The 19,907-nt window shown below is 51.6% G+C and carries 16 protein-coding genes; 10 read left to right on the top strand and 6 right to left on the bottom strand.

The genetic code is table 11. The features are described 5' to 3' along the window. Positions 1–50: 50 nt before the first annotated feature. From AB6B37_RS14845 to AB6B37_RS14830, 4 genes are all read left to right on the top strand, one after another. Positions 51–698: a DUF4167 domain-containing protein gene (locus AB6B37_RS14845; RefSeq protein ID WP_371396629.1), complete on the top strand. Its 648-nt coding sequence runs from the start codon at positions 51–53 to the stop codon at positions 696–698. A gap of 154 nt (positions 699–852) precedes the next feature. Further along, positions 853–3,429 carry an ATP-dependent chaperone ClpB gene (clpB, locus tag AB6B37_RS14840; RefSeq protein ID WP_371396628.1) on the top strand — a complete coding sequence of 859 codons (2,577 nt, stop codon included), beginning with the start codon at positions 853–855 and terminating at the stop codon, positions 3,427–3,429. A gap of 257 nt (positions 3,430–3,686) precedes the next feature. Next, the gene (locus tag AB6B37_RS14835; RefSeq protein ID WP_371396627.1) at positions 3,687–3,809 is read left to right on the top strand and encodes a hypothetical protein; all 123 of its coding nucleotides are present in this window, start codon (positions 3,687–3,689) and stop codon (positions 3,807–3,809) included. Positions 3,810–4,206: 397 nt separating this feature from the next. Beyond that, the gene (locus AB6B37_RS14830) at positions 4,207–6,981 is read left to right on the top strand and encodes a response regulator (RefSeq protein WP_371396626.1); all 2,775 of its coding nucleotides are present in this window, start codon (positions 4,207–4,209) and stop codon (positions 6,979–6,981) included. 13 nt (positions 6,982–6,994) lie between these two features. Here the strand turns inward: AB6B37_RS14830 and AB6B37_RS14825 are convergent, their stop codons facing one another. After that, a complete protein-coding gene (locus AB6B37_RS14825; protein WP_371396625.1) occupies positions 6,995–8,053 on the bottom strand; it encodes a quinone-dependent dihydroorotate dehydrogenase in 1,059 nt (352 codons plus the stop codon). After that, positions 8,054–8,464: a DUF952 domain-containing protein gene (locus AB6B37_RS14820; protein ID WP_371396624.1), complete on the bottom strand. Its 411-nt coding sequence runs from the start codon at positions 8,462–8,464 to the stop codon at positions 8,054–8,056. A 162-nt stretch (positions 8,465–8,626) separates the two neighbouring features. On the opposite strand from AB6B37_RS14820, the gene AB6B37_RS14815 reads away from it, so the two are divergent. The 4 genes from AB6B37_RS14815 (at position 8,627) to AB6B37_RS14800 (ending at position 12,568) form a co-directional block, all read left to right on the top strand. Further along, positions 8,627–9,973, top strand: coding sequence for an ammonium transporter (locus tag AB6B37_RS14815; RefSeq protein WP_371396623.1), 1,347 nt, complete (start codon positions 8,627–8,629; stop codon positions 9,971–9,973). Between the two features lie 214 nt (positions 9,974–10,187). Further along, positions 10,188–11,459, top strand: a complete 1,272-nt coding sequence (locus AB6B37_RS14810; RefSeq protein WP_371398467.1) for an ammonium transporter — start codon at positions 10,188–10,190, stop codon at positions 11,457–11,459. Positions 11,460–11,578: 119 nt separating this feature from the next. Next, on the top strand, positions 11,579–12,205 hold the full coding sequence (locus AB6B37_RS14805; protein ID WP_371396622.1) for a helix-turn-helix transcriptional regulator: 627 nt from the start codon (positions 11,579–11,581) through the stop codon (positions 12,203–12,205). A 60-nt stretch (positions 12,206–12,265) separates the two neighbouring features. Beyond that, complete coding sequence (locus tag AB6B37_RS14800; RefSeq protein ID WP_371396621.1) at positions 12,266–12,568, top strand: YggT family protein; 303 nt, start codon at positions 12,266–12,268, stop codon at positions 12,566–12,568. Between the two features lie 4 nt (positions 12,569–12,572). Here the strand turns inward: AB6B37_RS14800 and AB6B37_RS14795 are convergent, their stop codons facing one another. Beyond that, the gene (locus AB6B37_RS14795; RefSeq protein ID WP_371396620.1) at positions 12,573–14,876 is read right to left on the bottom strand and encodes a DPP IV N-terminal domain-containing protein; all 2,304 of its coding nucleotides are present in this window, start codon (positions 14,874–14,876) and stop codon (positions 12,573–12,575) included. A gap of 75 nt (positions 14,877–14,951) precedes the next feature. Next, a complete protein-coding gene (locus AB6B37_RS14790) occupies positions 14,952–15,659 on the bottom strand; it encodes a tetratricopeptide repeat protein (RefSeq protein ID WP_371396619.1) in 708 nt (235 codons plus the stop codon). Here AB6B37_RS14790 and AB6B37_RS14785 point away from each other — a divergent pair. Then, positions 15,658–16,596, top strand: coding sequence for an SDR family oxidoreductase (locus AB6B37_RS14785; protein WP_371396618.1), 939 nt, complete (start codon positions 15,658–15,660; stop codon positions 16,594–16,596). The genes AB6B37_RS14790 and AB6B37_RS14785 overlap by 2 nt on opposite strands. 32 nt (positions 16,597–16,628) lie before the next feature. Continuing rightward, on the top strand, positions 16,629–18,461 hold the full coding sequence (locus AB6B37_RS14780; protein ID WP_371396617.1) for an ABC transporter ATP-binding protein/permease: 1,833 nt from the start codon (positions 16,629–16,631) through the stop codon (positions 18,459–18,461). A 10-nt stretch (positions 18,462–18,471) separates the two neighbouring features. On the opposite strand, the gene AB6B37_RS14775 is transcribed toward AB6B37_RS14780, so the two are convergent. Both AB6B37_RS14775 and AB6B37_RS14770 read right to left on the bottom strand, forming a co-directional pair. Next, positions 18,472–19,197 carry a porin family protein gene (locus tag AB6B37_RS14775; protein ID WP_371396616.1) on the bottom strand — a complete coding sequence of 242 codons (726 nt, stop codon included), beginning with the start codon at positions 19,195–19,197 and terminating at the stop codon, positions 18,472–18,474. A 103-nt stretch (positions 19,198–19,300) separates the two neighbouring features. Then, positions 19,301–19,834 carry a PadR family transcriptional regulator gene (locus AB6B37_RS14770; protein WP_371396615.1) on the bottom strand — a complete coding sequence of 178 codons (534 nt, stop codon included), beginning with the start codon at positions 19,832–19,834 and terminating at the stop codon, positions 19,301–19,303. Between the last annotated feature and the right edge of the window lie 73 nt (positions 19,835–19,907).

The following is a 19,907-nucleotide window of genomic DNA, read 5'->3' as shown; positions in this document are numbered from 1 at the left end:
AAGTCGCATTATAATGTCGGACGGATAAGGCCATAATAAGGAACATTGCAATGAAACGCCAACGTGGACGTAATCGCAATAATAACAACAATAACAATAAGAATAACAATCCTAACCGCTCGCTCGATAGCAACGGCCCGGACGTTAAAGTGCGCGGCAGCGCCAGCCATATTTACGATAAATATGTAACCTTGGCCCGTGACGCGACCAGTTCAGGGCACCGGGTTAAGGCCGAAAACTATTTGCAACATGCCGAGCACTATCTGCGTATTGTCAATGAGCAAGAAGCCGCCAAACAAGCTGCTCGCGAAGAACGCGAAGCCCGTGAAGCCGCTCAACACGCCAAACATAATAATAACAATGATGACGACACAGAGGCCAAAGCGGGTCGCCGTGGTAATCGCAGTCGCCACAACCGCAATGATGATGAAAAGGGCGAAACAACGGCAAAAGAGCCCGCGACAGAAACCTCTTCCGAGGACAAACCCAAGCGCGCATCGCGTCAGGTGAAAACGAAGTCAGAGCCCAAGTTAGATGTTAAGTCAGACGTTAAGTCAGAACCCGCTGGCCTTGATGTCGTTGAGCCAGGGTCTAAATCAGAACCCACGCCAGATATAAACGCTGAAGACGCTCCAAAACGTCGCCGCCGCGCCCCCGCCCGTAAAAAGGCAGACGATACAGTCGACGCAGCGGAATAGCGTTTGCCAATTGACTGACCCATTGGTCAGCCAATCATGATTATTTGAACCTTCGTAGGCTGTAAAGCTTGCGGAGGTTTATCATTTTACCCCCCTTGATGCGCCTGAATAAATTCCTATTTGAGTCTTAACAGATTTTGAAAGGAATATTGTTATGGATATTCAACACTACACACAACGGGCACGCGCGGTTATTCAAGCGGCCCAAAATGACGCGCTGACCCGCGATCATCAGCAAATCACGCCGAGCCATATTATGGCAGGTCTATTGGCTGAGCCGGGCGGTTTGCCGACAAATTTATTGCAAATGGCGGGCGGTAAGGCTGACGTTTTAACATCAGCCGTCGAGGCATCTTTGTCCAAGCAACCGCAAGTACAAGGCGGGTCTGGCCTGACGCTGAGCAGTGCGGCGGCGAAGATTTTTGCCAATGCGGAAAAGTCCGCCAAAACTGCGGGCGATGCCTTTGTGACATTAGAGCGACTATTGCTAGCCACAGTGTTAAATGCGGATAAAGACCTCCTAGGCGCGCTTAAATCGGCAAATGTTGATAAGGCCCGCGTGACGGACGCGATTAAATCCGTGCGCAAAGACGAGCCCGTGACATCTGATAACGCGGAAGATCAATATGACGCGCTGTCGAAATATGCGCGCGACCTGACCCAAGCGGCACGCGAAGGCAAGCTTGACCCCGTGATTGGGCGAGACGAAGAAATTCGCCGGACGATGCAAGTCCTCTCGCGGCGATCAAAAAACAATCCGCTGCTGATAGGTGAGCCGGGGGTTGGTAAAACCGCCATAGCGGAAGGCCTGGCCAACCGCATCGTGTCGGGTGACGTGCCAGAGTCTATTCAAGGCAAAAGCCTACTGGCATTAGATATGGGGGCGCTGATTGCGGGGGCGAAATATCGCGGTGAGTTTGAAGAACGGTTGAAAGCGGTCCTAAAAGACATTGAAAAAGCCGATGGTCAAATCATCCTGTTCATTGACGAAATTCATACTTTGGTCGGGGCGGGTAAAGGCGACGGCGCGATGGATGCCGCAAACTTGTTAAAGCCAGCCTTAGCGCGCGGAGAGCTTCACTGTGTCGGCGCGACAACCCTGGATGAATACCGCAAACATTTGGAAAAAGACGCGGCCCTCGCCCGGCGTTTCCTGACCGTGTTTGTCAATGAGCCAACGGTGGAAGACACTGTGTCTATCCTGCGCGGTTTGAAAGACAAATATGAAGTGCATCACGGTATTCGGATTTCAGACGGCGCGATCATTGCGGCGGCACAACTCTCTGACCGTTATATCACCGACCGGTTTTTGCCTGACAAAGCGATTGATCTGATGGACGAAGCGGCCAGCCGCCTGCGTATGCAAGTGGATAGCAAGCCAGAAGCACTGGATGAAATTGACCGCCGCTTAGTACAGTTAAAAATCGAAGTAGAAGCCTTGAAAAAGGAAAAGGATGAGGCCTCTAAGGACAGGCTCGCGCGGCGCAAAGACGAAATTGCCGCGCTGGAATCGCAATCAGACGAGATGAGCGCCGCTTGGCAGGCGGAGAAATCCAAACTGGCATCGGCGACCGACGTGAAAGAACAGCTAGAGCAAGCACGGTTTGAGCTACAAGACGCTGTGCGGCGCGGAGATTATGAGACCGCGGGACGGTTGCAGCATGAAGACATCCCGGAGCTGGAACGTCATATGGCCACGCTCGAAACCGCCGTTGGTGATGAGCCGTCTTTGGCCAGTGAAACTGTCACAGCGGAAACCATCGCAACCGTTGTGTCGCGTTGGACAGGTGTGCCCGTTGAGAAAATGCTAGAGGGTGAGCGCGACAAACTTTTGAATATGGAGGCAGCCTTATCGGCGCGCGTCGTGGGGCAGTCCGAAGCCGTCAATGCCGTGTCGGATGCCGTGCGCCGCGCCCGCGCAGGTCTGAAAGATCCCGCCCGTCCCATTGGGTCCTTTTTATTCCTTGGCCCCACGGGTGTCGGTAAAACAGAGCTGACCAAAGCTTTAGCAGGGTTCATGTTTGATGATGACAGCGCCATTACGCGGCTGGATATGAGTGAGTATATGGAAAAACATTCTGTGGCACGCATGATTGGCGCACCGCCCGGCTATGTCGGTTATGAAGAAGGCGGCGCACTGACCGAAGCCGTACGTCGTCGTCCCTATCAAGTCGTGTTATTTGACGAAGTTGAAAAGGCCCATCCCGATGTGTTTAACGTGCTGTTGCAAGTGCTGGATGATGGACGCTTGACCGATGGTCAAGGCCGCACGGTCGATTTTCGCAATACGCTGATTATCATGACGTCCAACATCGGCGCGCAGCATTTGTTGAACTTGGGCGACGGCGACAATGTCAACGCGGCCCGCATCGGGGTCATGGCTGAGGTTAACGCCCATTTCCGGCCCGAGTTTTTAAACCGCCTTGATGAAATCCTGCTGTTTGAGCGGCTAAAGCCAGAGCATATGGGCGCCATCGTCGATATTCAAATCAAGCGACTACAGGGCTGGTTAAAAGACCGTCAGATCACAGTCGAGTTATCAGATGCGGCGCGAGACTGGCTCGGACAGCAAGGTTACGACCCGTCATATGGTGCGCGACCGTTAAAGCGTGTTATCCAAAAATCTGTGCAAGATGCCCTTGCGCGAATGGTTTTGGCCGGTGATTTGGCCGATGGGCAAGCTGTGAAGGTTGATGTCGATAAAGGCAAAATTGTCCTTCAAGCGGATTAAGGCCCTAAAAACACAGCATATTTCAACATTTTCAACACCCAGCCACTGCGCTGGGTGTTTTCATTTCGACCCTAACAATGACAGCGCTAGAAAAAACCTACGCCGTTAACCATATTTTTCTAGTAAAATACAACTTTATGGCTTACGTTAACCATAGTGTGGGTCTTTTGGGGGGAAATGTGTCGTAATACGGCGCAATGATATCCAAAAGGAATTATCTTAACTGTCTGGTAGGGACATAACTTAAGGAGTTACACATGCGTGAACTAACAACCACTGAAATCGAAACCGTCGTTGGCGGATCAGGTCCAGTCATCATCGAAACATCATCTGGTCCAGTCATCATTGAGACATCGGGTCCAGTAATTATCGAAACGTAAGTTTTGAGAAAATAAATTTTGAAACCTCACTTTTGTGAGGTTTTTTTTATGAAAAAATCATTTTTTAACACCCGTGTTATATCTCAAGATATTAGCGGGTTTTTTTATGCAGTTTTCTTTGTTCATTCTGCGAGCAATATTCATATCATGTGCATTTTTCCTAATGCAGCAATCAAGCTTGGCTGACTCTAATCCTCCAGACAATATTCACGATCGCGCAATCAATCTCGCCCTTAGCATTGAAGAGGACATGCAACGGGAAGCAAGCACGAATCCTACTTTAAGGTTTAGCGAAAATAGGCAATCTGATGACATTCTGCAAAATCTAAGAGCTAAAATTTTCGAGGAATTTAGTGCTGGAAATGACATAAGCGCTAGTAATATTCTCGACGAGTATATGAACACTGCCAAGCACGGAAAATCAGATACGGACATAGCCTTAGCACAAATTTTTTCAAGTTTGTTTGAAGTTTTCAATCCGACCACGCGCGACACAGAGAGCATCAAACAAGGTATAGACTATTTAAAATTACTTCCTGAAAGCGAAGATTGGTTTATAAACAATAAGATTAATCTACTCCTCGCCTACTTATACGGCTATCAGGATAATCTGCCTTTAGCTCTTAGCTACGCGACTGAATCTTTAAATGTTATTCCAAACCAAAAGGGTATGGAAGAAGCCTCTGCAAGAATCGGCGCCTATGACGCCATAGCCTATTTTCATTGCTATTTAAGAAACCCTGAATTGGCTATCCCGGCAATTCAAAGCGCTCTTGAACTGAGAAGACAAGGTGGGGAAGTGGTCAACGGAATACACGAAATCAACAATCTCATATATGCTTTTTCTGGAGGGATTGACAATAAAACAGCTTTAGATTTGATTGAAATATTGCTGCGAATTGAAAAAACGCATCAACCGCTATCTTTAGGCATTACAGAACTAAGAGCATCCCAAATTTATATAGATCAGCATAGTTATGCTAAAGCACTTGAATTTACCAATGCCGGCCTCGCCATTGCAACACATGGCACTATAATTAGAAATCTACAGCTGTCACATGTGCAAGCCTTAGCGGGGCTTGGGGATAGTGAATCCGCAAAACTTGCACTGTTATTGGTCATGCAGCAAATCGCTGATGGAGAGCGGCGCTCGCTATTTCTGCAACGCGAATTAACGCGTGCCAACGCCCTTATCGCAGCAGCCGAGGGCGATACAGCGGCCGCTATGTCCCTGATGCAGCGTTATAATGACCTATCCGTGCAGCGAATTTTGCAATCTAATAATTCCGACACAGCGTCGCTGCTAGCCAATTTGGAGAATGACAAAACGCGTCAGAGAGAGCGCGCGGAAATGCAAGCGCTTAAACAGGCTGCTTTGGAAAACCGTATTAAGCTTGGCTTGGCGCTGTTGATTATCATGGTGGGTATGCTGATTTTCGCGCTGGCTTATGTCTTTTTCATGCGTTACCGCGCAAAAACCGCCGAGCAGCTCGCGATTGCGGCCGAAGCGGCCCTTTCGGGCGAAAAAGCAAAATCGCAATTCCTCGCCCTTGTCAGTCACGAATTACGCACGCCTCTTAACGGGATTATAGGAATTGCTGATTTATTATCAAAAACAGCGCCGACTGAAGATCTGCGTCATAAAATTGGAATCGTGAATAAATCGGGTCACGATTTGTTACAATTAGTGGAACAAGTGCTAGATATGTCGAGAATTGATGCCAATGAAATGGAAATTTTTCCAGAATATACCTCGATCAACACAATGGTCGAGAGCCTAGACGCGTTATGGCGTCCGACGATTGAAGCCAAAGGTGTCGCCTTTACGACCCATTTGGACGGATCTGTGCCCAGCCGCATTAAAGTTGATCCGCTGCGCCTGCGCCAATGTATTAATAATCTGATTTCTAACGCTGCAAAATTCACCAGCGAAGGCCGTGTGCATATGCATATCACCGCCGACCCTATTGACGGTAGGGACGCCATTAAGTTGAAAGTCGTTGTCGCGGATACAGGTATCGGGATGACCGACACTGTGATGGGGAATTTGTTCAAACCCTTCGTTCAAGCCGATAGCTCTATCACACGCCAATATGGGGGCTCTGGACTTGGTCTTGCGATTACGCGGAGCCTCGCTCGCATGATGGACGGTGATGTTAGCGTGGTGAGCCGCAAAGATGCGGGGACTGAATTTACCCTAAGCTTAGAGATGCTTGCCATTTACGATGCTGAAATTTTAAACTCTGTCGACGCCGTTTTCCAAGACATTGACGGGGCGCAAACGGACGTTACACAGAACACTCAGATACATGTGGCCGCAACGGCCCACGCTCCGAATGCTGCGCAGGCTTTGGATTTTGCGGCAGACAGAGACGGGAGCACCGCGCCGTCGGAGCCCGCCCCATATGATGCCCAAATTGACGCAGAGATGGACGATATTTTAGGCGTCTTCCCCGAGGGTTTAGTCGCGGCCAAATATAGTGATGTAAACGCAACGTCCCACACGGCACCAGGTCTTGATCATAGCGCAGGCCCGCTTAGCAGAAACGCAGACTATGATTTAATCATGGACACGAGCCCGGCTCCCGCACAGGATCAACATGACGCCACACATGACATCGCCATCCAGCCGCCAGCCCGCAATGCGCAAGTCGCTGTATCGCGTGAGCCCGCACAACGCGCGTCACAAGTTCAAACTTTGGACGAAGCAAATATTGACAGCTTACAAGGCTTACGGGTTTTAATCGTAGAGGATGTTCCCTCTAACCACGACGTTATGAAGATTTTCCTAGAACCGCAGGGCTGCCTTGTTATGGGCGCTGAAAATGGTGCTGTGGCTGTCGATGCCGCCAACACACAGGAATTTGATGTTATTCTTATGGATATTCGCATGCCAGAAATGAACGGCATAGAGGCGACCAAAGCCATTCGGGAACGCGGTGGTTTGAACGCCCATGTACCCATTATTGCATTAACCGCCGACGCCACAGCGGAGAACAACGCGCAGTGTATGGCAGCAGGCGCGGATATATTCCTGACCAAGCCCATCATCGCTACAGAGCTATATGACGCCATCCGCTTTGTCCGTCGCCAAGCACTACGCCGCGCGCTACGCACAGGGCGTCAGTCTTCGCCAAATGTCCGCATAGAGGATGATCGCAGACGGGCCTAAAGGCCTTTGCTTATTAGTCTTGCCCGACGGCCTCGGCAATATTGCTAAAGCCGTCCGCTTTTAGGCGGGACGATAAATCACGGCGAATATCCATGACTAGGCCTGGGCCGTGGTACACCAGCGCGGAGTAGAGCTGCACAGCTTTGGCGCCTGCACGAATTTTAGCATAGGCCTGCGCCCCGCTGCTGATGCCGCCAACACCGATTAAATCAATAGACCCATTGGCCGCATCGGAAAACTCGCGCAAGATTTCTGTCGAGGGCTCAAATAACGGCGCACCCGATAGACCGCCCCCCTCCCCTTTATGAGGGCTTTGGAGATCATCAGGGCGCGCGATTGTCGTGTTGGATACGATGATCGCGTTCATGCCGTAATTGCGCGCTTGTTCAACGATACGTTCGATTTGTACGCTATCCAGATCGGGGGCGACTTTTAGGAATATCGGCACAGACGGCGCGTCGCCGGTCAGCTCAGCGCGGGCTTCGGAAATACGTCCCAGCAAATCGTCCATCGCGCCCGCCTCTTGCAGGCCGCGTAGGCCCGGCGTGTTGGGACTAGAGATATTAATCGTAAAGTAATCCGGTAATCCCCAAAGCGCCGACAGCCCCGCAACGTAATCGCCAATACGGTCATCACTGTCTTTATTCGCGCCAAGGTTTGCCCCGACAATGCCGCCTTTATTTTTACGCCGCACCAGCCGCATCCGAAAGGCATCAAGCCCGCCGTTATTAAACCCCATTCGGTTGATAACGGCCTTATCTTCGGTCAGGCGAAAAAGGCGGGGTTTAGGGTTACCCGTCTGCGGGCGCGGGGTGACTGTTCCGCACTCAACAAAACCAAAACCCGCCGCCAACATCGCATCTGGCACTTGCGCGTTTTTATCAAACCCTGCCGCTAGTCCAACAGGGTTGGGCAAAGACAGCCCGCCAACTGTAACGGCAAGGTCTGGCGCGATAACGTCCCGCGCAATCGGGCCAAGGCCCGATTGCAACGCTTTTATCGTGGCATTATGGGCGGTCTCGGCGGGCAGCTTACGCATGGCCGCTGTACCAATCTTATACAGCAGTGCCATCTAAGATGCGTCTTTGGCCAAAAACTCAGTCGGGTCATAAAGACCGTCAGGACCCGCCGACAAACGCACATCATCCACCACATGGCTCATGGGGAGCGGGGCGTAATAATGCGGGAAATAGATATCCCCACGGGCCAGCTCATAGACGAGCTTATCCTCTAGCCCGTCGGTTTTAATTTTAACCAATATAACAGCCTGCCCGCGTGTCACCGCCGTGGTGTAATATTTATCCAATGTGGATTTAACGTGTTCAGCCGTGGACAGATGGATATAGCCGTCACGCTTATCATCGACGCTGCCAATATATTCGCCCATGGCTTTCATGATCGACCATTCAGACATGCGCAGGATTTTATAAATATAGGGATAGGCATCCGGGGAAGGCGCCTCGGTAAGGGTATCATCACTCATAATCGGCTTTCGCACAAAACTTGCGCAATTCAGCCTGAACTGCGCACAGAATTAGGACGCAGGGTTTGCGTCAGTTATTTCCACCTTAATTGGACTCGTCGCGTTTCGCAATCACCGCCAAGACGTTTTCATAAATAACGTCATTATGATGGAGGGACTGTCATGCGAAACTTAGAACTATTCAATAACAAGGCCGTAAAGGCCACGGGGGTTAGCGCCCTCTTAATGGCTGTCGCTGGGGTCGCTTTTGCCCAAGACAGCGACCTCGCTGCGCAAGTCGCAGCCAATGCCGCCAATGATGATTTCATCTTTACCACTTTGTTATTCCTACTCGGTGGCGTCCTCGTCATGTGGATGGCGGCAGGGTTCGCAATGCTAGAGGCGGGCCTTGTGCGCACGAAAAACGTGTCCATGCAGTGCCTAAAGAATATCATGCTCTATTCTGTTGCAGGTATTATGTATTGGGTTGTCGGTTATAACCTTATGTATACAGGCGTTGACGGCGGCTATTTTGGCAGCTTTGGTCCGTATAGCTGGCCCGGTGCTGGCGAAGGCAGCATAGAAGACGGCAGCTACTCTGTGGCCTCTGATTGGTTCTTCCAAATGGTGTTCTGCGCGACCACAGCATCGATTGTCTCTGGTACACTCGCTGAACGTATCAAATTCTGGCCCTTCATTATCTTTGTCGCCATTCTGACGGGTATCCTTTACCCGATTACAGGGTCGTGGGAATGGGGCACAGGCTGGTTAGACGCACGCGGCTTCTCTGATTTTGCAGGCTCTACACTGGTTCACTCTGTCGGCGGCTGGGCCGCTCTCGCAGGTGCAATTCTGCTAGGGGCGCGTAAAGGCAAATACGGCGCTGACGGTAAAGTCACGCCTATGCTGGCCAGCTCTATTCCGCTTGCCACACTGGGTACATTTATTTTGTGGATGGGGTGGTTTGGTTTTAACGGCGCGTCACAGCTTGCTTTTGGTACCATTGCTGATGCCTCTGATGTGTCCAAGATTTTCGCCAATACAAACCTTGCCGCTTGTGGTGGCGTGATTGTTGCCGTCGCCCTGACACAGATCCTTTACAAGAAGATTGATGTGACCATGGCACTCAACGGTGCGCTTGCAGGCCTTGTCGCGATTACGGCAGAACCCCTCGCCCCGAGCGCGTTTTCAGCGATTATCATCGGCGGTATCGGTGGCCTAATTGTTGTGCTGGCCGTGCCTATGCTCGACAAGCTTAAGATTGACGATGTTGTCGGGGCCATTCCGGTTCACCTTTTTGCGGGTATCTTTGGCACGATGATTGTTCCGTTCTCCAATTCAGACGCCAGCTACCTCACACAGTTCATCGGTGTGGTCTCTATCGGTGCCTTCATCACGCTAGCCAGCTTGGTTATCTGGTTCATTATGAAAGTCACTATCGGTATCCGCGTCTCAGAAGAAGACGAATATATCGGACTAGATCAAGCCGAAGTTGGTATCCCGGCCTACCCTGAATTTGTGAACAGCTAGGAACAAATAACCCAGCACCTCACGGTCATTGCCGTGGGGCGCCTTAACGATACTGAGCCCGACCGCACTTCATCTGTGCAGAGTCGGGCTTTTTTTGTTTAATTTTTAGGCGCGAAGCTGTGAAACAGCGGTGCTCCACAGAAAGCGCTACAGACGCACAAAGATTATCCCCTAGCTGCAATCTTAAAAATAAAGGTCTAAAGGGGAAATTATGATGAAATTTTTAATCAAGGGCTTTAGCCTAAGCCTTGGGGCTGTTTGCCTATCGTCACTGGCCAACGCGCAAGACGCAAATGCTGTTTCCGCAGGTGACACGGCATGGATATTGACCGCCACAGCCTTAGTCCTGTTTATGTCTTTACCCGGCTTGGCATTATTTTACGGCGGCTTGGTCCGCGCGAAAAATTATCTCTCTGTCTTAATGAAAGTTTACGCCATCGCCGCACTGGCCTCCATTATTTGGGTTGTAGCGGGTTATTCAATAGCCTTTGGCGAAGGCGGTGCGTTGTGGGGCGGGCTTGATAATTTATTTCTAAAAAACCTCACGCGTGACAGCGTCAGCGGCACAATCCCAGAATCAGTTTTTCTGGCCTTTCAAATGACCTTTGCCGTTATCACACCGGGCTTAATTGTTGGCGCCTTTGTTGAGCGCGTAAAATTCCTACCCGTTATGATATTTACCGCACTTTGGTTGCTTGTCGTCTATGCGCCTGTCACCCATTGGGTTTGGGGCGGCGGCTGGCTCGCGGATCGCGGCGTGATTGATTTTGCGGGTGGCTTGGTCGTGCACGCGACGGCAGGGATTTCAGCGCTCGTTTACGTCTTTATGCTCGGCAAGCGCGCAGGCTTCCCGCATGAGCTTTCCCCGCCGCATCGCCCCGGTATCGTCATGATTGGCGCGTCTATGTTATGGGTCGGCTGGTTTGGGTTTAACGGCGGCTCGCAACTTGCCGCGGATGGTGGGGCGGGTATGGCGCTTCTTGTGACGCATATTGCCGCCTCTACCGCGACCCTTGTCTGGATTGGATTAGAAGCTATGGCCAACCGTAAACCGACTTTGGTCGGCGCGGCGACAGGCACAATCGCAGGCCTTGCCACAGTGACGCCTGCGGCGGGCGTGCTTGGCCCGGGCGGGGCCATCCTTATGGGTCTCGCAGGGGGCTTCGCGTGTTACTATATGGTTCACCTGATCCGCGTAAAGCTGTCGATTGATGACAGCCTTGACGTGTTTGCCGTGCACGGCGTTGGCGGCATTGTGGGCATATTACTGCTCCCGTTTTTATCGGCCACGGCCCTAGGCGGGACAGGCGACGGTAATTTCACAACACAGCTCCTCGGCACGGCCGCTGTTGTGGCATGGTCAGCCATTGCCAGCGTTATTATCCTCGGCCTTCTAAAGGTCACATTGGGCCTTCGGGTGACGCAAGAAGAGGAATATGTCGGACTGGATACCAGCCTCCACGGCGAGAACGCCTATAACGGCTAAGCGCCAGCTTGCGCTGAATTAATTCCCCCGCCAGACTGACGTTTGGCGGGGTTTTTCGTGCCTTGACGACATAGGAATATTTCCCTAAACACATATAAAATTGGTAGTGACAAAATTATATGATTACGCATAGCGAAATTTGGTTTGCGATTGACCGCTTGGCAGAAAAAACAGGCCGCAGCCCATCAGGGTTGGCCGTAGAAGCTGGCCTTGACGCGACATCCTTTAATCGGTCCAAGCGCGTATCAGGATCAGGCAAAGACCGCTGGCCGTCCACCGAAAGCGTGTCAAAAATCCTGTCCGTTGTTGGTGTCAGCTTTGAAGATTTTGCTACATTAGCCCAAGGCACACATGCCCAAGGCGCGGCCGTTCCGTTGATTGGCTTGGCCCAAGCGGGCGAAAACGGATATTTTGATGATAGCGGCTTTCCCGTCGGCAGCGGTTGGGAAGAAGTGCGGGTACCGGGCACGGGATTTGACGGTGTTTATGCCCTACAAATCGCAGGCGATAGTATGGCGCCCGTTTTTCGCGCAGGCGACAAAGTCCTTGTTGATCCCAGCCAGACGCCGCGCCGCGGCGACCGCGTTGTCGTTAAAACGATGGACGGCGAAATTATGGCTAAGGAACTTCACCGTATCACGGCCCATAAAATAGAGCTGATATCGCTCAACCCCGATTATGATGACCGAGAGCTAAGGCGCAAAGATGTGCAATGGGTCGCGCGTATTGTCTGGTGTTCGCAATAGCGCTTGTGTCTTTGCCCCACCCCTCCTAAATAGAGCGCAGAATTAACACGGGTTACCCTCATGAATTTATTACAGTCTATCTTGGTCTATTTTGTCGGACCCGCGCTCAGCTTGCTCGTGTTTCTTATCTTTGCTTGGGTCATTATGAGCTGGCTTGTTGGCTTTGGCCTGATTAATTTACGCAATCCGATGGTCGCGCAAATTTATCAAGGCATTAACCGCATTTTGACGCCGATCATGGCCCCCTTTCAGCGTATCATACCGCCCATTGGCGGCATGGATTTATCACCCATTGTTGTGCTACTGCTTATCCAATGGGCAAAGGGTTATGTGTTGCCGTCGCTTATCAATGCGGTCGGCTAAACCGCTAATCGTCGCCTAAAGTCTCGGTAAAGAACTCTAAAATCTGACGGTCGCGGTGAACGCGGTTCGCCTCTGACCGAAAGCCGTGCTTTTCACCAGGATAGGTCATGACCCGCATATTATGGGCGTTGCGCTTTTGCATTTCGTCCATCAGCTTTATCGAGTGGCGAAAGACGACATTGTCATCGGCCATGCCGTGGATAAGAAGCACCGGTTCCGTGAGCCCGTCAAGATAAGGAAAAACCGACCCATTTTCATAGGCCCCGCCCGTATAATTCGGGTGGTCTTTGCGCGGGTCGCCCAAATAGCGTTCTGTATAGGCGGTATCATAAAGCGCCCAATCCGTCACAGGCGCGCCCGATACGCCGGATTTGTAAATATCAGTTTGCCCCAACATATGCAGGGACATGTAACCACCATATGACCAGCCATAAACACCCATTTTGTCGGGGTCGATAAAGTCTTGGGATTTTAGCCAGTCGGCCCCTACGCGTTGATCAACGACTTCGGCCCGGCCCATCGCGCGGTAGAGCACATCTTCAAAGGCTTTGCCGCGATTGGTCGCCCCGCGTCCATCAATTTGGAACACCACAAAGCCGTGATGGGCGAGCATGCGCGCCAATTCGCGACGATGCCATGATTTATTGACCCGCTGCACACCCGGACCGCCGTAAACAATGGTGACGCTAGGGCGTTTTTCCCCGGGCTGTAAGTCCAGCGGTTTATAAAGCATATAATCCAGCATTGTGCCGTCTTCGGCCGGGATGCGGCCAAATTCGGGCGTGATATGCGCGTCCAAGTAGGGGGCGTAAGGATGGTTATCATCCAGCGCATTTTCATTCAGCCATGCAAGCGGCGTCCCGTCCGCGGTGAACGCGCGTGTTTGGGGCGGCGTATCAGGATTTGAAAAGCCGCCAATATAACGCGTACACCCCCGGTCAAAACGCGCGCTATGCATGCCGTCGCCTTGCGTAATTTGGGTGAGGTCCCCAGATCCCATATCCACTTTGAACAGATGGCTTTCAAGCGAACTATCGCGCCACCCCGAAACATAAGCCGTCTGGCTGTCCTGGTTCACACAATTAAGACCGTTCACCAAAAACCCCTCTGGGGTCAGTGCCGTCATATCGCCGTCTTTTGAGACGCGAAAAAGTTGCCGCTTATCTGACTTTTCTGACATCCACAGCAAAGAGCCGTCTTTTTGCGGCATCAGATTACTATCGATATTAAGCCAAGTCGGAGATGTTTCTTCAAACAAGGTCGATGAGGCACCCGTGACGGGATTAATTTTCAAAATGGTGTGGGTTTTGTTATCGCGCGATAATATCCCAGCATAAAGCGTTTTGCCGTCCACAGACCAAGCGGCGCGGGTCAGGTAAATATCGGGGTTATCACCAATATCAACCCATGTCGTCGCCCCACCTTTCGTGGAGACAACACCGAGTTTGACAGTCGCATTATCTGTGCCTGCAAAGGGGTAACGCTGGCTGATATTACCCACACCGTCTGCGCCAAACTCGATACGGTTTTCAATGGCGACGGGGCTTTCATCAATTTGTGTATAGGCAATTCGCGTGGCCGTTGGGTCAATCCAATATCCTGTGCGGCGGCCCAATTCTTCTTGGACAACAAAGCTGGCTGTGGCGTTGCGGATAAGGTCGGTTGCGCCGTCCGATAATTGCCGCTCTAGCCCTGTGGCCAACTCTGTGAGGTATAATTCGTTCCCGCGCACATAGGCAACAAAGCCGCCTTTGGTCGAGACTTTGGGATCAGTTTCAAATCCCTTTGTCGCCGTGATTTGGCGAGATTGTTTTGTGGACAAATCATAAGTGTAAAGGTCACCGCCCAAGGGGAACAATAACAAGTCTTTATTGACCCAGCTATAAGACACAATCCCGCTGCCGTATTCACGCATCCGTTCGCGACGGTTCTTTTCTTCTTCTGATAGCTCTTCGGGTCCAGCCAACAAATCAGTTGAGCTGACAAGAAGACGCCCTTCACCCGTTTCCAAATCATAGGCCCAGAGGTCTTGTTGATTGGCGTCATCCGCGCGCCCTTGCAGGACGCTGACTATTGTGCCGTCTGGCGAAATCGCTGCGCGGCGCAAGGTAGAGCCCGCGAGTGACGGCGAGGCGTTAATCCGCTCTGGCGTTAATTTACCGGGGCCAGGATCAGTAACGATATAGCTTTGCGTATGCGTATCATTCGTCGCCTGCATCGTGTTTTGAGGCTGACACGCCGCCAAGGCCAAAACAGCCACGCTAGAGGCCAGTAGGGTTTTACGCGTAAAAGAAAAAGCAAATGTCATGGTTCCGCCGTCATCGTTGTTTTGAATAATCTAGCGCGGCGGCGCATTATAGCAAGCGTGACATTGAGAAAGGCGCTAGGGTGTCACCACACCCTCACCCATCGCGCGTTTGCGCAGGGCCTCTATAATTTCACCCCGCACAAGGGCGGTTTCAACAGACGTCGGATCAGACGTCAAGGCCGCGTCAATATCGCGCTTTGCGGCGTCTAGCTGTCCTTGATTGCGGCGCGCATCAGCACGAAAGCGCAGGGCTTCGGCATTATCGCCGTCAAACACCAAAGCAGACGTCAAATCTGTCTCCGCAAAATCATATTTCCCTAAAAGCGCATAGGCCCGCGCCCGTGCAATACGCAGCGGGATATGGCTTTGGCGCAGCTCTAAACCATTGGTCGCGGAGCGGTAAGCTTCTTTGGGGAGGTTGGCCACCAGCCACAAATTCGCGGCCTCGGAATAATAATCCGCGCGCATATCTTTCGTCCCGCCTTGTTGGGAGGCCGCCAGCTTATCAAGACGGAAAGCCGCTTCTTCTTTATGGCCCACCGCAAACAATGCCATGGCCTCGCAATGTTTCGCGCGGCGACCGCCGCCGTCTGCGCGCCACATCATCGCCTCTTCAAAGGCTGTGTCCGGGTCTTCTGTGATACGCTCTAGGCATTTCTTATGCTTTAAATCGAACAGGTCATGGCGCACGGTGCTCTCACTATCCTCTGCGGCAAATGCAGCGGGCGCAAAAAAGACCATGACGGGCGCGACAAGGGCGACTAAGAAAGGGGTATGTTTCATGTGCCCCTCCTATCAAGACGCCCTGCCGCCGACAATACGAAGCTGCATTAAATTGCCGTCAGATAAACATATGCTGCTGCTGGGGTTTGGCTATTGCGCGAAAGCGGTGTTGGACCCGTTAAAGGCTGCCGGTTTTTCTATCAACGCAACATATCGCCGTGACGCGCAAAAAGCACAACTGATTGCGCTGGGTATCACCCCCGTATTTTTTGACGGCGCCATGACAGATGAACTGTCGAGCACGGTCAGGTCAGCCTCTCATATTCTATCCTCTATTCCGCCCAAAAACGGCATAGACCCCTTTGCCTCGCTGTTGGGCAACGCTGCCCTGTCTGCACGGCCCCTATGGGTTGGCTATCTTTCGGCGACATCCGTGTATGGCGATAGGCAGGGGCAATGGGTGTTTGAAGATGAATTATTATATCCCACGACTAAGCGCGGACGGGCGCGGGTCGAAGCCGAGCTTGCATGGCTTGAGACCGACTGGCCTGTACATATTTTTCGTCTAGCCGGCATTTACGGGCCAGACATATACGGCACGTCGCGTCATCCCTTTGACAAGCTACGCGCAGGGTCTGCCCGCGCGGTGATAAAGCCCGACCACATCGTTAACCGCATTCATGTGAACGACATCGCGAGCGCAGTGATGGCCAGCATTGATGCACCCAACCCCATGACCATTTATAATATCGCCGACGGACACCCCGCCCCGCCCCAAGATGTCTTGCATTTTGCCGCGGACTTGCTCGGTGTCCCACGCGCGCCAGAGACCACAATTGACGATCCAGAGATTTCAAATATGGCCCGCAGTTTTTATTCTGAGACAAAACGCGTGGACATTAGCCGCGCCCGCCGTGATTTAAATTGGTCGCCCCAATACGGCGATTACAAAGCAGGGCTTCGCGCTATCTCTAAAACGCTTTCATCAAAGCCCTAGACAATCACGCCCCCCGCCCCCATCTAGGTCTAATGTCGCCCCCATCCACTACACCCGTTGATAAAGAAACCGAGCAATCGCTGCTTTATCAATTGCGCAGTTTTGGGCGACTGTGGCCTTATCTGTGGCGCAAAGATAGTGTGGGATCCAAAGTTCGGATTATTCTGGCTATTATCCTGACTGTCGGTGGTAAATTTATTTCTGTCGCCGCGCCGTTTTTCCTTGGTAAGACCGTGGACGCGATTAGCGCGGCGAATGACAGCGCCTCTGTGACCGATGTCATGTGGATTGGCATTATCGCATTGGTGCTAGGCTACGGCGGATTTCGGTTATTTTCTGTGATGATTTCAGAGGGACGTGAATATATTTTCGCCCCCGTTGGGCAGCGCGCGCAACGCGAAGTCGCCACGGCCACCTTTGCGCATTTGCATAAATTATCGTTGCGCTATCATCTTGAAAAACGCACCGGCGGTCTGTCGCGCGTCATAGAGCGCGGTATTCGGTCGATTGATTTTCTGTTTCGGTTTTTGCTCTTTAACATTGGGCCAACACTGCTCGAGCTTGTCATTGTTGCCGTTGCCTTTTGGGCGGCGTTTAGTTGGGAATTTGCGGTGGTCGCTGTCGTCGTCACGCTCAGCTATATTGCGTTTACGGTTATGACGACAGAATGGCGGCTACGCTTTCGCCGCGATATGAACAAAAAAGATACCGAGGCCAATGCCCGCGCGATCGATAGTCTTTTGAATTATGAAACAGTGAAATATTTCAGCGCCGAAGATATGGAAAAGGGGCGTTATGATGTTGCCATGGAGGGCTATCAAAAGGCGGCGATAAAATCGCGCACATCGCTGGCGACCGTTAATATTGGTCAATCTTTTTTGATGAACCTTGGCCTTATCCTTGTTGTGCTTTTGGCGGCGCGCGGGATTTTTAAAGGCGAGATGACGATTGGTGAGATTACCACCGTTGTCCTTGTCATGATGCAAATTTACCGCCCGCTGAATATCCTTGGTTTTGCTTACCGCGAGATTAAACAAGCGCTGACCGATATGGAGAAGATGTTTTCTCTGCTAGATTTAACGCCAGAGATTATAGACGCGCCTGATGCCGTGAATTTAACGGGTGTCAAAGGGGCGATAGAGTTTAATCACGTTGATTTTCACTATGATGAAAACCGGCCCATTTTGCACGATGTGTCCTTTTCCATTGCGCCGGGCGAGAAGGTTGCCCTGGTCGGGCCAACGGGTGCAGGCAAGTCCACTATATCGCGGATTTTATTTCGCTTTTACGATATCAGCAAAGGGTCAGTCACAATTGACGGACAAAAGCTGTCGACCCTGACCCAAGCTTCTGTGCGCCGCGCAATTGGTATTGTGCCCCAAGACACGGTTTTGTTTAATGACACCATTGGCTATAATATCGCCTATGCCAAAGACGGGGCCACGCGAGCCCAGATTGAAGACGCGGCGCGCGCAGCGCAAATCCATGATTTTATCGAAGGCCTTCCCAAAGGCTATGACACTATGGTCGGGGAACGCGGTCTAAAATTATCAGGCGGTGAGAAGCAACGCGTCGCGATTGCTCGAACGCTATTGAAAAATCCGCCCATCCTATTCTTAGACGAGGCCACATCGGCGCTGGATAATACGACGGAACGCGACATACAAGACGCGCTTGATACGGCGTCCAAGGGTCGTACCACGCTGATTATCGCACATAGGCTGACGACAATTACGGGCGCTGATAAGATTATCGTGCTAGATAATGGCCGCGTTGTAGAACAGGGCACACATGATGCGTTGCTCGCGAAAAACGGGCTCTATGCGCAGCTGTGGGAGCAGCAGTCAGAGCCCGTAGACGCATGATAATAGGGATTTAGAAACGGCGCACGAATGTGGCTGATACGCTATCCGCGCCTTCTAAACCTTGATCAAGTTCATATCGCGTGTAATCCAAACGCAAGCCGTTATGGGCGTCGAAATTATATTCCGCGCCTGCACCATAGGCAAAGCCGTCTGCATCAATGCTATTGTTAATCTCTGCCGTGCCGTAACCTGCGCGAGCCAATAGATTTAAGCGAGGCGACACCGGTGCGCGCAATACGCCGAAGGCTGCGACGGAATAATCAACATCGACATCGCGCTCGTCAGAAATACTGGACGACGCTTCAATTTCTGCACCCAGATAGCCATTTTGCACACCGAGCCGCGCGATTGCGCCGTCGGTTTCACCGTCTACGTCATAATGGATAAAGCCCAAATTGCCGTAAACGCGAGGCTGAGATCGCCCCCGTAACGCTGGCACGCCCGGGCGGCCATGATAGGCCCCGTGATGCGCGGCTTGCCCGTAATGAGGCACGGCGTAACCCTGCGGATTAACATAGACAGGCGCACCAAAGGCCGTTTGGTGACCGGGATAAACATAGCTGTTTTGTGCGCCGTGATGCGCTTGGTTATAACCGTTATAGGTTCCGTGTTGGGCGCTCTGTGAATGTGTGTTGTAAGATTGCGCGTTCTGATTCCAGCTTTGGGGTGAAAATAGATCAGATGATGTGCAGGCCGATAGTGCCAAAGCACAGCTTGTGAGTAGGATAATACGCATGGGAACCCCTGTGTTGCGTCATGGGACAATCCAGATTTGGACAGTCATATAACGGTCACAGGTTCAAGTTTCGTGCCAATTTAGCAATGAGGCTAAGTTGGCATTAAAGCGCGCGGACTTTTTCCATCGCTTCTTGGAGGCGCAAGATATGATGATGTTCTTGATCAATCCCAAGCTCTAGCGCAATTAATTTGCCCTTTTGGTTTAGCGATAGGTTTTTACCGTCGAAATGACGGGTTTTAATGCGGTGATATTTCACTAGCTTTGTCTGGTGTTGTTCCAACCGCATCGATAATTGTTCAATGAAGGCGGGTATATCAACGCCATCAAGCGCGTAAAATTTGACCAGTAGTTCATCTTTTATCGAAGGCTGGCGCGCAGGTTTGACCGACCAGCTGCGTAAGGACTCTCGCCCCGCATCGGTTATTGTGTGCACAATACGGTTGGGTTTTCCGCTTTGTGAAATCTCTTGGCTCTCGACCAAGCCACGTTCACGCAACTTGCCTAATTCACGGTAGATTTGTTGGTGGCTGGCCCGCCAGAAAAAGCCGATTGAGGCATCGAAGTTTTTCGCCAAATCATAACCGCTCATCGGGCGTTCTGTCAGACAGACTAAGATTGCCTCGGATAACGCCATGATAATGTCCTCCCACCAGAATGCGCGCGCGAGTTTTTCATCGCCGCCCTTGTCCTTATGCACATATATGCAT

The organism is Fretibacter rubidus, assembly GCF_041429785.1.
In the GTDB taxonomy this organism is placed as follows: Bacteria; Pseudomonadota; Alphaproteobacteria; order Caulobacterales; family Maricaulaceae; genus Fretibacter; species Fretibacter rubidus.
Note: the sequence above shows the minus strand (reverse complement) of the source record. Positions and strands in the feature narration are given on the sequence as shown.

What these genes read in the sequence shown, in the direction of transcription:
- AB6B37_RS14845 (WP_371396629.1), top strand. Translation starts at nt 51, where the DNA reads ATGAAACGCCAACGTGGACGTAATCGCAATAATAACAACAATAACAAT.
- clpB (WP_371396628.1), top strand. Translation starts at nt 853, where the DNA reads ATGGATATTCAACACTACACACAACGGGCACGCGCGGTTATTCAAGCG.
- AB6B37_RS14835 (WP_371396627.1), top strand. Translation starts at nt 3,687, where the DNA reads ATGCGTGAACTAACAACCACTGAAATCGAAACCGTCGTTGGCGGATCA.
- AB6B37_RS14830 (WP_371396626.1), top strand. Translation starts at nt 4,207, where the DNA reads ATGAACACTGCCAAGCACGGAAAATCAGATACGGACATAGCCTTAGCA.
- AB6B37_RS14825 (WP_371396625.1), bottom strand. Translation starts at nt 8,053, where the DNA reads ATGGCACTGCTGTATAAGATTGGTACAGCGGCCATGCGTAAGCTGCCC.
- AB6B37_RS14820 (WP_371396624.1), bottom strand. Translation starts at nt 8,464, where the DNA reads ATGAGTGATGATACCCTTACCGAGGCGCCTTCCCCGGATGCCTATCCC.
- AB6B37_RS14815 (WP_371396623.1), top strand. Translation starts at nt 8,627, where the DNA reads ATGCGAAACTTAGAACTATTCAATAACAAGGCCGTAAAGGCCACGGGG.
- AB6B37_RS14810 (WP_371398467.1), top strand. Translation starts at nt 10,188, where the DNA reads ATGAAATTTTTAATCAAGGGCTTTAGCCTAAGCCTTGGGGCTGTTTGC.
- AB6B37_RS14805 (WP_371396622.1), top strand. Translation starts at nt 11,579, where the DNA reads ATGATTACGCATAGCGAAATTTGGTTTGCGATTGACCGCTTGGCAGAA.
- AB6B37_RS14800 (WP_371396621.1), top strand. Translation starts at nt 12,266, where the DNA reads ATGAATTTATTACAGTCTATCTTGGTCTATTTTGTCGGACCCGCGCTC.
- AB6B37_RS14795 (WP_371396620.1), bottom strand. Translation starts at nt 14,876, where the DNA reads ATGACATTTGCTTTTTCTTTTACGCGTAAAACCCTACTGGCCTCTAGC.
- AB6B37_RS14785 (WP_371396618.1), top strand. Translation starts at nt 15,658, where the DNA reads ATGTGCCCCTCCTATCAAGACGCCCTGCCGCCGACAATACGAAGCTGC.
- AB6B37_RS14790 (WP_371396619.1), bottom strand. Translation starts at nt 15,659, where the DNA reads ATGAAACATACCCCTTTCTTAGTCGCCCTTGTCGCGCCCGTCATGGTC.
- AB6B37_RS14780 (WP_371396617.1), top strand. Translation starts at nt 16,629, where the DNA reads ATGTCGCCCCCATCCACTACACCCGTTGATAAAGAAACCGAGCAATCG.
- AB6B37_RS14775 (WP_371396616.1), bottom strand. Translation starts at nt 19,197, where the DNA reads ATGCGTATTATCCTACTCACAAGCTGTGCTTTGGCACTATCGGCCTGC.
- AB6B37_RS14770 (WP_371396615.1), bottom strand. Translation starts at nt 19,834, where the DNA reads ATGGCGTTATCCGAGGCAATCTTAGTCTGTCTGACAGAACGCCCGATG.